This is a genomic window from Thioalkalivibrio thiocyanodenitrificans ARhD 1 (assembly GCF_000378965.1).
GTDB lineage: Bacteria > Pseudomonadota > Gammaproteobacteria > Ectothiorhodospirales > Ectothiorhodospiraceae > Thioalkalivibrio_A > Thioalkalivibrio_A thiocyanodenitrificans.
Window position 1 is genome coordinate 1,010,533 of record NZ_KB900536.1, and the last position, 12,472, is coordinate 1,023,004.

9 protein-coding genes are annotated in these 12,472 nt (G+C 66.8%); 2 read left to right on the forward strand and 7 right to left on the reverse strand.

Annotated elements, in window-relative coordinates; all coding sequences use genetic code 11:
* The first annotated feature begins 138 nt into the window (after window positions 1–138).
* Entirely contained in the window at window positions 139–1,359 is a 1,221-nt protein-coding gene (locus THITHI_RS0104730) for a mandelate racemase/muconate lactonizing enzyme family protein (RefSeq protein ID WP_051079914.1), read from the forward strand.
* 75 nt (window positions 1,360–1,434) lie between these two features.
* On the opposite strand, the gene relA is transcribed toward THITHI_RS0104730, so the two are convergent.
* The 3 genes from relA to THITHI_RS0104745 form a co-directional block, all read right to left on the reverse strand.
* The gene (relA, locus tag THITHI_RS0104735) at window positions 1,435–3,606 is read right to left on the reverse strand and encodes a GTP diphosphokinase (protein ID WP_018231926.1); all 2,172 of its coding nucleotides are present in this window, start codon (window positions 3,604–3,606) and stop codon (window positions 1,435–1,437) included.
* 226 nt (window positions 3,607–3,832) lie between these two features.
* Complete coding sequence (locus THITHI_RS0104740) at window positions 3,833–6,328, reverse strand: ABC transporter permease (RefSeq protein ID WP_018231927.1); 2,496 nt, start codon at window positions 6,326–6,328, stop codon at window positions 3,833–3,835.
* A complete protein-coding gene (locus THITHI_RS0104745; protein WP_018231928.1) occupies window positions 6,325–7,023 on the reverse strand; it encodes an ABC transporter ATP-binding protein in 699 nt (232 codons plus the stop codon). Before THITHI_RS0104745 ends, THITHI_RS0104740 begins: the two co-directional genes overlap by 4 nt.
* On the opposite strand from THITHI_RS0104745, the gene THITHI_RS18485 reads away from it, so the two are divergent.
* On the forward strand, window positions 7,022–7,699 hold the full coding sequence (locus THITHI_RS18485) for an arylesterase (RefSeq protein WP_018231929.1): 678 nt from the start codon (window positions 7,022–7,024) through the stop codon (window positions 7,697–7,699). The genes THITHI_RS0104745 and THITHI_RS18485 overlap by 2 nt on opposite strands.
* Here THITHI_RS18485 and THITHI_RS18490 read toward each other — a convergent pair.
* From THITHI_RS18490 to THITHI_RS0104770, 4 genes are all read right to left on the reverse strand, one after another.
* On the reverse strand, window positions 7,693–7,884 hold the full coding sequence (locus THITHI_RS18490) for a DUF3330 domain-containing protein (protein WP_018231930.1): 192 nt from the start codon (window positions 7,882–7,884) through the stop codon (window positions 7,693–7,695). The genes THITHI_RS18485 and THITHI_RS18490 overlap by 7 nt on opposite strands.
* Before the next feature lie 103 nt (window positions 7,885–7,987).
* Window positions 7,988–8,884, reverse strand: coding sequence for a protease HtpX (gene htpX, locus THITHI_RS0104760; RefSeq protein WP_018231931.1), 897 nt, complete (start codon window positions 8,882–8,884; stop codon window positions 7,988–7,990).
* 137 nt (window positions 8,885–9,021) lie between these two features.
* Entirely contained in the window at window positions 9,022–11,271 is a 2,250-nt protein-coding gene (gene parC, locus THITHI_RS0104765; RefSeq protein ID WP_018231932.1) for a DNA topoisomerase IV subunit A, read from the reverse strand.
* Window positions 11,272–11,436: 165 nt separating this feature from the next.
* On the reverse strand, window positions 11,437–12,366 hold the full coding sequence (locus THITHI_RS0104770; RefSeq protein WP_018231933.1) for an HAD family hydrolase: 930 nt from the start codon (window positions 12,364–12,366) through the stop codon (window positions 11,437–11,439).
* Window positions 12,367–12,472: the final 106 nt, after the last annotated feature.

Below are 12,472 nucleotides of genomic sequence, written 5' to 3' on the forward strand. Positions count from 1 at the left end.
CATGCGGCAGATGTCCGTTCAACGATGAAAGATATGGTCGTACTATTTATAGTATCTTTACCGAAGGACAGGCTACCATTGAATGACCGCCGACGCCAAGACATCGGCCAACACGACTCCGAGGGGAAACCCGTGCCCATGCACCGCGACGAAGTTCTGACCCCGAGCGATCCGCCGCTGGACCCGGACGCCGCCCTGCCCGGCACGGCTGCCGTATCCGTCCGCCGGGTGGAGACCTTCGTCTTCCGCGCTCCCATCGACACCCCCGTGGTGACCTCGTTCGGCGAAATGCACAGCCGGCCCGCGGTGCTGGTACGGGTGGAAGACGCCGACGGCGTTTGGGGCTGGGGCGAGGTCTGGTGCAACTTCCCCGCCTGCGGCGCCGAACACCGGGCGCGGCTCCTGGACACGGTGCTGGCGCCCCTTCTGCTGGACACGCGCTTTTCGGGCGTACCGGAGGCCACCCGCGCGCTGGAGGCCGCCCTTCGGATCCTGGCGGTCCAGACCGGGGAATGGGGTCCGCTGGCCCAGGTGCTGGCAGGCGTGGACATCGCCCTCTGGGATCTGGCGGCCCGCCGCGCCGGGCAACCGCTGGCACGGCTGCTCGGCGGCACGAGCGCCATGAGGCAGGTCCCCGCCTATGCCAGCGGCATCAACCCCGGGGACGTGCCGCGGATCCTTGCAGGCAGCCGGGCGGCGGGTTATCGGGCATTCAAGATCAAGGTAGGTTTTGGCCATGAGGCCGATCTGGCGGCACTGGACCGTGCCCGGACCTGCCTCGCCCCGGGCGAGCGGCTCATGCTGGATGCGAACCAGGCCTGGTCCGTGGACGAGGCCTTGCGGATGGCGGAAGCGCTCGCCGCGTTCGGGCCCGAATGGCTCGAGGAGCCCCTGGGTGCGCATCAACCCCTGGATGAATGGCGCCGTCTCGCCGGGTCCTCCCCGGTGCCCTTGGCCGGCGGGGAAAACCTGCGCGGCACGGCCGCCTTCAAACGTGCCATCGAGGCCGGCGTGATGCAGGTGGTGCAGCCCGACATCTGCAAGTGGGGCGGGTTCACGGGCTGCCTGCCCGTGGCACGCGCCGCGCTCGCCACCGGCCGGCGCTACTGCCCCCATTTCCTGGGTGCCGGCATCGGCCTGATGGCATCGGCCCACCTGCTGGCCGCGGCAGGCGGTGACGGTCTGCTGGAAGTGGACGCCAACCCCAATCCGCTGCGCGAAGTGCTGGGCACCCCCTTCCCGCCCCTGGACAGCGAGGGCCGCCTCCCCCTGCCCGCGACGCCCGGACTGGGTGTGGAGCCCGACCTGAACGCCGCCCGCCCCTGGCAGGTGATGCATCTGGAAGGCGGTGAGTTGTGAGTTTGTCCGTAGTCAGTTGTCAGTTCTGCCTTTAACAACGGACAACGGACAACGGACAACTGACAACGGACAAACTCACCCAACTACCCGCCGTACGCTGGTGACATTGGGCAGTGCGCCGAGCTTGTCCATCAGGCCGCTGAGCTGGGCGCTGTCCTCCACCTCCAGGGTCAGTTCCATGGTGACGGACTGGTCGCTGCGGTCGGTACGGGTGGTGGCCGACAGGACGTTGATGTGGTCGTTGGCCATGACGCCGGTAATGTCGCGCAACAGGCCCTGGCGGTCGAAGGCCTCGATGCGCACATCCACCGGGTAGGCCCGGGGCTCGGCACCCCAGTTCACCTCCACGAGGCGCACCCGCTTCTCGGCGGGCATGCGCAGGACGTTCACGCAGTCGCGCCGGTGGATGCTCACCCCCTTGCCCCGTGTGATGAATCCGATGATGGGGTCGCCGGGCACGGGCCGGCAGCAGCGGGCGATCTGGGTAAGCAGATTGCCCACGCCCCGGATGTGAATCTCGGACCGGTCGGCCGCGGCGGGCTTGGGGCCGCGTCTGCGGCGCTTGCTGGTGACCAGGGATTCGACCGCCGGGGCCACCGGCTGCAGGGCGGTGGCCAACTGGGCCGGGCTGATGTCACCCGCGCCCACGGCCACGAGGAACTCCTCCCGGTTGGGCAGATGGAAGCGCCGCGCCAAGGCCTCAGTGTCCGGATTGGTCACGCCCATGCGCTGGCATTCCCGGTCGAAGATGCTGCGTCCCTCGGAGACATTGCGATCGTGGTCCTGGAGCTTGAACCATGACCGGGCCTTGGCCCGCGCCCGGGAGGTGCGGAGATACCCCATGCTGGGGTTGAACCAGTCACGGCTCGGGCCGCCCTGACGGGTGGTGAGCACCTCCACGCGCTGCCCCGAGCGCAGGGTGTAGGTGAGCGGCACGATGCGCCCGTCCACCTTGGCACCCCGGCAGCGGTGGCCCACCTCCGTGTGGATGGCGTAGGCGAAGTCCAGCGGCGTGGCACCCCTGGGCAGGTCCACCACGTCACCCCGGGGGGTGAGCACGAACACCCGGTCCTGAAACAGCTCGGACCGGAAGCTGTCGATGAGGGCCTCGTCGTCCTCGCGGTTCTCCAGCAGGCGGCGCAGGGAGCCGATGGCGCGCCCCATGGCCTGGTCCTCGCGTCCGCCCTCCTTGTAGCGCCAGTGGGCGGCCACGCCGAGTTCCGCGAAGTCGTCCATCTCCCGGGTCCGGATCTGCACCTCCACCACCTTGGCCTTCGGGCCGATCACCGCCGTGTGCAGGGACTGGTAGCCGTTGTCCTTGGGATTGGCGATGTAGTCGTCGAACTCCTGGGGAATGTGGGGCCACAGGCCGTGGACCACGCCCAGCACGGTGTAACAGGTGGAGACCCGGTCCACGGTCACCCGCACGGCGCGGAGATCATAGAGTTCGTCGAAATCGAGCTGCTTGCGGCGCATCTTGCGCCAGATGCTGTAGATGTGTTTCGGCCGCCCCAGCACCTTGGCCTCGACACCCTCGTCGCGCAGGGCCTTCTCCAGGCGCTCCATGAAGTCCCGGATGAAGGCCTCCCGCTCGGTCCGGCTCTCCTCCAGCAGTTTCGCCACCCGACGGTATTCATCGGGCTCCAGGATGCGGAAGGACAGATCCTCCATCTCCCACTTGAGCTGCCCGATGCCCAGACGATGGGCCAGGGGCGCGAACACCTCCAGGGTCTCCCGGGCGTAGGCCCGGCCCAGGTCGTCCGGATGCCGGGATATGAGGCGCAGGCGCTGCACCCGGTATGCCAGCTTGATGAGCACCGCACGCACGTCTTCCACCACCGCCAGTAGCAGGCGGCGCACCCGCTCGGCCTGCTCCGGGCCGGTTGCGGACCCCTGGGGCATCTCCTCCTTGAAGGTGAGCATCCAGTTGACGCTGCGCACCAGCCCCGCCACCGGCTCGCCGAAGCGCTCGCGCATCCCGGCCTCGGGCAGGCGCCGCTCCATGAAGGCGTCCAGCAACAGGGTGGCGATCAGGGTTTCGCGATCCACGCCCAGCAGGCGCAGGATCTCCGCCACGTCCAGGGCGCTGGGACGCAGGGGATCGTCCCCGCGATAGGCCACGGCCATCTTCAGCGCCTCGCGAAGGCGCGTATCCGTGGGGTCCCCGGGGACCGCGGCGAAGTGCGCCTCCAGCTCGTGGAGCGGCGCGCCGGAGACATGCTTCTTGTGGTAGTGGGAATGTTTCATAGGACGAAGGGACAAGTTACAAGAGCGAGGATACAACGGGAAACGAAATACCGGTGTCTGAAACGGCTGACTATTTGTGACTCACCGGTCCGCATGGGTCCGCTGCGCTTGACCCATCCTACCGCTGCCATCCCGCCGTCACCCGTCGTCGGCGTTGTGGCCCTTCCGCATGGGTCCGCTTCGCTTTGCCCATCCTACCGGTTGCCCTCTGCATTCACTTTTCTGCTCATGCGGCCTTTCGCAGCGTGAGCAGCGGCGGGTGTCTCAGCACGCCCCGGGCGCCCAGCCAGCCGGCCAGGCCGACGCCGAGGGCGCCGCCGCCGACACCGGCGATCCACAGCCAGGGGTTGACCGCGAAAGGCAGGTCGAAGATCTGCCGGGCGAGGATATAACCCACCAGTGTCGCCCCGGCGGCGGCCAGCAGGCCCGCCAACAGGCCCATGACCAGGAACTCCGAGAGCAGGCCGGCAAGCACCTGGCGGCGGCTGGCACCCAGGGTGCGCAGCAGGGCGGTCTCGTGCCGGCGCACGTCCCGGGTGGACTGGATCGCGGCAAACAACACGGTCACCCCGGCCAGGAGGGTGAAAAGGAACACGTATTCCACCGCCAGCGTGGCCCGGTCCATGATGGAACGCACCTGGTCCATGAGTGCGCGCACATCCAGCACGGTGACACTGGGAAACCGGCGCACGGCGTCGGCCAGCAGGCCGTCACCGGCGTCATCCAGCCGGAAGCTGGTGATGTAGGTGGTCGGCATGTCCGCGAGCAGCGCCGGGGTCGCCACCACGAAGAAGTTCACGTTGAAGGAATCCCAGTGCACCTTGCGCAGACTGGTGACAGTACCTTCCACGCGCTCGCCGGCAATGCGGAAACTGAGCCGGTCGCCCATTTCGATACCCAGGGTGTCGGCCAGCCCCTCCTCCACGGACCACTGGCCCGGGTCGCCGCCCGGCTGCCACCAGCGGCCGGCCACGATGCGATTGTCCGGCTGGGGCTCGTCGCCGAAGGAGAGATTGAACTCCCGGGCCGCCAGCCGCTCGGCCCGGGGATTGGTGTAGTCCTCGGGATCGACCGCCCGGCCGTTGATGGCGGTGAGCCGCCCGCGCACCATGGGGTAGTAGGCCGGCGCCGGCAGACCCCGGGATTCGAACAGGTCCTGCAGCGGCGCCACCTGGTCCGGCTGCACGTTGATCATGAAATGGTTGGGGGCATCCGGCGGCAGGTTCTGCTCCCAGGCCGAGAGCAGGTCCACCCGTACCAGGGCCAGCAGCAGCAGGGCCATGATGCCCAGCCCGAAGGCGGAGAGCTGCACCGCGCTCAGGCTGCCGCGACGGGACAGGTTGGCCAGCCCGAAGCGCAGCGCCACGCCGCCCCGCGTACGCAGCGGCCGGAGCAGCAGGATCATCCCCCAGGCCACACCCCAGAGCACCAGACCCATGACCACGGCGCCGCCCAGCACGCGACCCGCCATGCGCATGTCACCCGACTGCCAGAGCAGCAGAACCGCCAGGGTCGCCAGGGCCAGGCCCAGCACCAGCCACATGGACGGCGGCGGTGCACCCAGTTCCCGGCGCAGCACCCGCAGCGGCGGAACCCGGCCGATGCGCAGCATGGACGGCAGCGCGAAACCCAGCACGGTCACCAGCCCGACGGCGAGCCCCGTGAACACCGGCCAGGCGGAGGCCCCGGGCAGACCGCCGGCGAACCACCGGCCCAGCAGGCCGGTGAGCACCGTCTGGGCACCGTAACCCGCCAGGGCGCCGGCCAGGCTGGACAGGAGGGCGATCCACAGCAGGCGCAGCAGAAAGACCCGCACCACGAAATCCCGGCTCGCGCCCAGGCAGCGCATCACGGCGCTGGTGTCGGACTGGCGATCGCTGTAATGGCGCGCCGCCACGGCAATGGCCCCGCCGGCCAGCAGCACCGCCACCAGCGCCGCCAGGCCCAGGAACTGTTCCGCCCGCTCGAGGGCCTGGCGCAATTCGGGGCGTGCATCACGCACGCTCTCGATGCGCTGGTTGGGGGCGAGGCGCGGCGCGGCCCACGCCCGAAACTCGCCGACCGCGGCCTCGTCCCCGGCCACCAGCAACTGGTGGCGCACGCGGCTGGCGGGCGTGACCAGGCCCGTGGCGGGCACATCGGCCAGGTTGAACATCACCCGGGGAGCCAACTGGAACAGGTCCCCGCCCCGGTCGGGTTCGTAGGTGAGCACCCGGGTGACCTCCAGCTCGATCTCCCCCACCTGCAGCCGGTCACCCGGTTCAAACCCCATCTGCTGGAACAGGCGTGCCTCGACCCACACCTGGCCCGGACCGGGACCCTCGACCCGCGCCTGTTCTTCCCCGAAAAGGGTTTCGGAGACGCGAAGCTGCCCGCGCAGGGGGTAACCGCCATCCACGGCCTTGAGTTCCGCAAGCTGCGCGGCGTCCTCGAACAGCACCACGCTGGGGAAGGTCACGAACCGGGCGGTGGACAGCCCGCGCCCCCGGGCGCCCGCCTCCAGGGCGTCATCCACCGCTTCCGCGGAGGCTACCACCAGGTCCGCCCCGAGCAGTTCCGTGGCCTGGAGCAGCATGGCCCGCTGCACCCGGTCGGTGAAGAACCCCACGGAGGTCACCGCCGCCACGGCGATCACCACCGCCAGCGCCAGCACCTGCAACTCGCCCGCGCGCCACTCGCGCATCAGCGAACGCAGGGAATAGCGGATCGCGCCACCGTTCATCGGGCTTCCAGGACCCCGTCGCGCAGAAACAGGCGGCGGTCGCAGCGTCCCGCCAGTTCCACGTCATGGGTGACCATCACCAGCGCCGTGCCGGAGGCCACCTTGAGATCGAACAGCAGGCGGATGATCTGGTCACCGGTGACCTGGTCCAGGTTGCCGGTGGGCTCATCGGCGAACAGTACCCGGGGACCGGGGGCGAAGGCGCGGGCAATGGCCACCCGCTGCTGCTCGCCGCCGGAAAGCTGGCTGGGGTAATGGGCGACCCGGTCCCTGAGCCCCACCCGCTCCAGGGCCTCGAGCGCCACCCTGCGGGCATCGCCCGGATGATCCCCCAGTTCCAGGCCCAGCATCACGTTCTCCAGGGCCGTCAGCGCCGGCAGGAGCTGGAAGGACTGAAACACGAAACCCACCCGTCCGGCACGCAGCCGGGCCCGGTCATCCTCATCCAGCGCACCCAGGGATTCGGACATCAGGCGAACTTCTCCGCCGCTGGGCAGATCCAAACCGGCAAGCAACCCCAGCAGGGTCGACTTGCCGGACCCGGAGGCCCCCAGGATCGCGACTGCCTCGGAGGGCGCCACGGACAGATCCACGCCCTTGAGGATATCCAGGCGCCCGCCCGGCCCCTGCACGAACTTGACCAGCCCGGCCGCCTCCACCATGGCGCCGTTTGACACGTTAGAATCGGACCCCATGAAACGCCTGCTCCTGTTGTTTGCCCTGCTGATTCTGCCACCCGGCCTCGCCGCCGGTGAACGACCCACGCTGATGGTGCTGGGCGACAGCCTGAGCGCCGCCTACGGTTTTGCCGAGGAGGAAGGCTGGGTGGCCCTGCTGGAACGGCGCGTGGCCGACCACGACCCGCCCTGGCGGGTGGTCAACGCCAGCATCAGCGGCGACACCACCCGGGGCGCACTCACCCGCCTGCCCCGGGCCCTGGAACGCCACGACCCGGCGCTGGTGATCATCGAACTGGGGGGTAACGACGGCCTGCGGGGCGTCCACCCGAACCAGATGCTCGACGAGATGCGCACCAACCTCACCGAACTGGTCCGGTTGAGCCTGGAACACGGCGCCGATGTCCTGCTGCTCGGGATGCACCTGCCCCCCAACTACGGCAGCCATTTCACCGAGAGGTTCCACCGGATCTACCACGACGTGGCCCGGGAAATGGATGTCTCGTTGGTTCCGTTCTTCCTGGAAGGGGTGGCCGAGGACCGCGCGCTCATGCAGCCTGACGGTATCCACCCCACCGCCGAAGCGCAAGCACGGATGCTGGAGAATGTCTGGGAGATGCTGGAAGAGATGGTCAGTTGTCCGTCGTCAGTGGCCAGTTGCACCAACAACGGACAACGGACTACTGACTATTGACTGTCTTCAGGCTTATCGTCGATCTGGATCAGGCCCTTTCGCCAGAGGTCGTAGCATTCGAGACCGCAGAAATGCTGAACGTACTCTTCCTCCTCCACGCTGTGAGATTCGTGGGGAGGCAACTCCTTGAGACAGATCTCGCAGGCGATGAGCTCCGGTTCAGTGGGGTAAGGCTTCCTGGTCATGGGCATTCCGTCACGGGAATCGCGAACACCTCCAAAGCATAGTCGAAAATGCTGTGACTGGTCAGTGATCAGTTGTTTATTGCAACTGACCACTGACAACTGACTATTGACGGGTGTTGGGAGAGGCCTTCAGCGCCATGATGCGCTGCTCCAGGGGCGGGTGGCTCATGAACAGCTTCTTGAGGCCCTGGCCCATGCCGCCGCGGATGCCAAAGGCGGCCAGTTGATCGGGCATCCGGGTGGGCTGATGCACGGCACGCAGACTCTCCAGCGCCGAGATCATCTTCTCCCGCCCGGCCAGGCGGGCGCCGCCGGCATCGGCGCGGAACTCCCGCTGGCGGGAGAACCACATGACGATGATGGACGCCAGGATGGCCAGGATGATCTCCGCCACGATGGTGGTGATCCAGAAGCCGGGGCCATGGCCGCGCTCGTTCTTGAATACCACCCGGTCCACGAAGTGGCCGATCACCCGGGCAATGAATATCACGAAGGTGTTCACCACACCCTGGATGAGCGCCAGGGTCACCATGTCGCCGTTGGCGACGTGACTCACCTCATGGCCGAGCACTGCCTCCACCTCGTCGGCGTTCATGCGCTCCATCAGTCCGGTGCTCACCGCAACCAGGGCGTTGTTCTTGCTCATGCCGGTGGCAAAGGCATTGGGATCCGGGGAATTGAAGACACCCACCTCCGGCATGCCGATACCCGCCTGCCGGGCCTGGCGCTGCACGGTTTCCAGCAGCCATTGTTCGGTGCTGTTGCGCGGTTTCTCGATGATATGCACCCGCATCGTCCGCTTGGCCATCCACTTGGAGATGGCCAGGGAGATAAAGGAGCCGCCGAAGCCGAACACGGCCGCGAAGACCAGCAGGGCATTGAGATTCAGCCCGGTACCGGTCTCGTCCAGGATGCGCTCCACGCCCAGCAGGCGCAGGGTGATGCTCAGCACCACGATGATGGCCAGGTTGGTGGCCAGGAACAGGGCAACGCGCTTCATCGTCTCTCCGAATCGTAAGGCGTTCAGGACCTTGGGAACGTCGTATTAGATAGGGGCAAAGCCGAAAAATTCAACCTTGAAGGCTGTCCGTTGTCAGTGGTCCGTTGTCAGTTGTGAAAAAAACAACGGACCACTGACTACTGACCGCTCCTTAGAGCGTCCACCTTCTGGAACCCCCTCGGCAGCTTGCGGCCGCGCTTGCCGCGTTCGCCGGCGTATTCGTCCACCTCGGGGCCCTTCATGGTCTTGAACTTCCTGCCGGCCACCACGGTGAGGGGCTCGCCGTCCTGAACCAGGGTGACGGCGGCGACCCATTCCGCCCGGGTTTTGAGCTTCGCCGAGGGGACGTTGATGATCTTGTTGCCCTTGCCGCGGGCCATGCGCGGCAGCTCGGCCAGCGGTGTCACCAGCAGGTGACCCTCGCTGGTGGCGGCGGCGATCCAGTCCTGCTCCGGGTCGCGCACCCGCACCGGCGGCAGCACCTTCGCCCCGGCGGGCACGCCCAGGACCGCCTTGCCCGCCTTGTTGCGGCTCTGCATGTCCTCCAGGGAGCAAACGAACCCGTAGCCGTAATCGGTGGCCAGCAGGAACAGGTCCGAGGGCGCTCCCATCATCACGCCCACGAAACGGGCTCCGTCGGGGGGCGTAAGGCGGCCGGACAGGGGTTCGCCCTGCCCCCGGGCCGAGGGCAGCGTGTGGGCCGGCAGGGTGTAGGTGCGGCCCGTGGAGTCGATGAATACGGCGGGCTGGTTGCTGCGCCCCCGGGCCACGGACTGGAAACCGTCGCCCGACTTGTAGTTCAGGGCATGGGCATCCACGTCATGCCCCTTGGCGGCACGCACCCAGCCCATCTTCGAGAGCACCACCGTCAGCGGTTCGGTGGGAATGAGTTCGGACTCGTCCATGGCCTGGGCCGCGGCCCGCTCGACGATGGGAGATCGGCGGGCGTCGCCGAACTTCTCCGCGTCGGCCATGATCTCGTCGCGGATGAGGCGTTTCAGGCGCGCGGCGGAACCGAGTGTCTTCTGGAGCGTGTCACGTTCCTTCCCCAGTTCCTCCTGCTCGCCGCGGATCTTCATTTCCTCGAGTTTCGCCAGGTGACGGAGTTTCAGTTCGAGGATCGCCTCGGCCTGGACGTCCGTGAGTCCGAAGCGTTTCATGAGCACGGGCTTCGGTTCGTCGTTCTCGCGGATGACGCGGATCACCTCGTCGATGTTGAGATAGGCGATCAGCAGGCCTTCCAGGACGTGCAGCCTCGCCAGCACCTTGTCCAGGCGCCACTGAAGGCGCCGGCGCACGGTCTCGGTGCGAAAGCCCAGCCACTCGCCGAGCAGGGTGGCCAGGTCCTTCACCCGGGGACGGCCGTCCAGGCCGATCAGATTCATGTTGATCCGGTAACTGCGTTCCAGATCCGTGGTGGCGAACAGGTGGGCCATGAGCGCCTCCACGTCCACCCGGCTGCTGCGCGGCTGGATGACCAGGCGGGTGGGATGTTCATGGTCCGACTCGTCGCGCAGGTCCTCCACCATGGGCAGCTTCTTCGCGTTCATCTGCGCTGCGATCTGCTCCAGCACCCTGGCGCCGGAGACCTGGTGGGGCAGCGCGGTGATGATGATGTCGCCGTTCTCGCGCTCGTAACGGGCGCGCATGCGAAGGGCGCCGTTACCGGTCTCGTAGACCTTCCGCAGTTCCGCCCGCGGCGTGATGATCTCCGCCTCGGTGGGGAAATCCGGACCCTGGATGTGCTCACAGAGGTCCGCCACGGTGGCCTTCGGATTCTCCAGCAGATGCACGCAGGCGGCGGCCACCTCGCGCAGGTTGTGGGGCGGGATGTCGGTGGCCATGCCCACGGCGATGCCGGTGCCCCCGTTGAGCAGCACGTTGGGCAGGCGCGCGGGCAGCACCTTCGGCTCTTCCATTGTGCCGTCGAAGTTGAGCACCCAATCCACGGTGCCCTGCCCCAGCTCCGAGAGCAGCAGCTGCGCGTAGGGGGAGAGCCGCGACTCGGTGTAACGCATGGCGGCGAAGGACTTGGGATCGTCCGGCGAGCCCCAGTTGCCCTGCCCGTCCACGAAGGGATAGCGGTAGGAGAAAGGCTGGGCCATGAGCACCATGGCCTCGTAGCAGGCGGAATCCCCGTGGGGATGGAACTTGCCCAGCACATCGCCCACGGTGCGCGCCGACTTCTTGTACTTGGAGGCCGCCGACAGCCCCAGCTCGCTCATGGCGTAGATGATGCGCCGCTGCACGGGCTTGAGGCCGTCGCCGATATGCGGCAGCGCCCGGTCGAGGATCACGTACATGGAGTAATCCAGGTACGCCTTCTCGGTGAAGTCCTTGAGCGGCAGCCGCTCGGCGCCTTCCAGATTCAGATCAAGACTGCTCATGATAGTTGCCGCTTTGAATTTGTTAAAAAACCCCTCGACGCAAAGGCGCGAAGGCGCAAAGGTTCGCAAAGAGATTCCTTGCGTGAACTACAAATGCAAAGAACCATGTGCTTACAGAGAAATCTTTGCGTTCCTTTGCGTCATTGCGTCTTTGCGTCGCGGTCCTTACTCCGACAAGTGCCGCGGCGCCTTGCCGACCTTGTCTCCCAGTGCACGTTCGCGGTCGGTGACGATGCGCTCGGCGATCTTCTGCACGGCGTCGGTGAGCCACATGCAGGTCTGGGTGCCCTGCCGGTAGTCGGCCGGGCCGAAGGCCTGCACGCGGCCCTGGCGCTGCAGCTCGTTGACCTGGCTGAATTCCCGGCGCTGGCCCGGGTTGTAGACACCGTAGGTATAGCCCCCATTGCGCTTGACCACCGAGAACACGGGCACGTCGGAAGGGCCGTCGGCGATGTAGATCATGTTCTGGAACGGGATGCGCCGCTCGGCCTCCGCTACCGCCGCGTTCACGTCGATCTGCTCCGGGTGCTTGTTCACCCCCTTGTTGATCTCGAACACTGCGCGGGTCTTGGTGGTGTTGTCCAGCACGTAACCGACCTGCGCGATCACCGGCGGATCGGTATTCAGGTCCTCCAGGAACTCGCACCCCCAGACGCCGTCCAGATACGGCGCGATGGCGCTGCCGCGGATGGTACGCGTGAAACCCGTGCTCACCACGTAATGCTCCAGCGTGATGTCGTGATGGGCATAGCGCGGCTCGCGCTCCACCGTCTCCTTCAACTCGCCGAAGAACTCCGGCAGCCCCGGATAGAACTCGAGCCGCGCGCCCAGTTCGCCCAGTTTCTCGTTGCTCAGATCCCTGAACACGCCGCGGCGCACATAGTCGAGGATGTGATTGAGATAATTCATCTCCCCCGACACCTGCTCTGAACCGCGCTCGCGGTAGATGCGCGAAAGCTCATTGACCTCGCGCCAGAACTGACGCTCGTCCACCCCGTAATGCTCGAACAAGGGCCCCTGCATGTAGCCCGGAATCAGCGTCTTGTCGAAATCCCACACCACCGCGATGATGGTCTGGGTGAACAGTGTGGCCATGTTCCTGAACCCCTCTTTCCGATAAACCCTTTTCGACGCAAAGGCGCAAAGACGCAGTGAATCGCAAAAGTTCTCTGTGCAAGAAAACCGCCTTGGATCTTCAGCG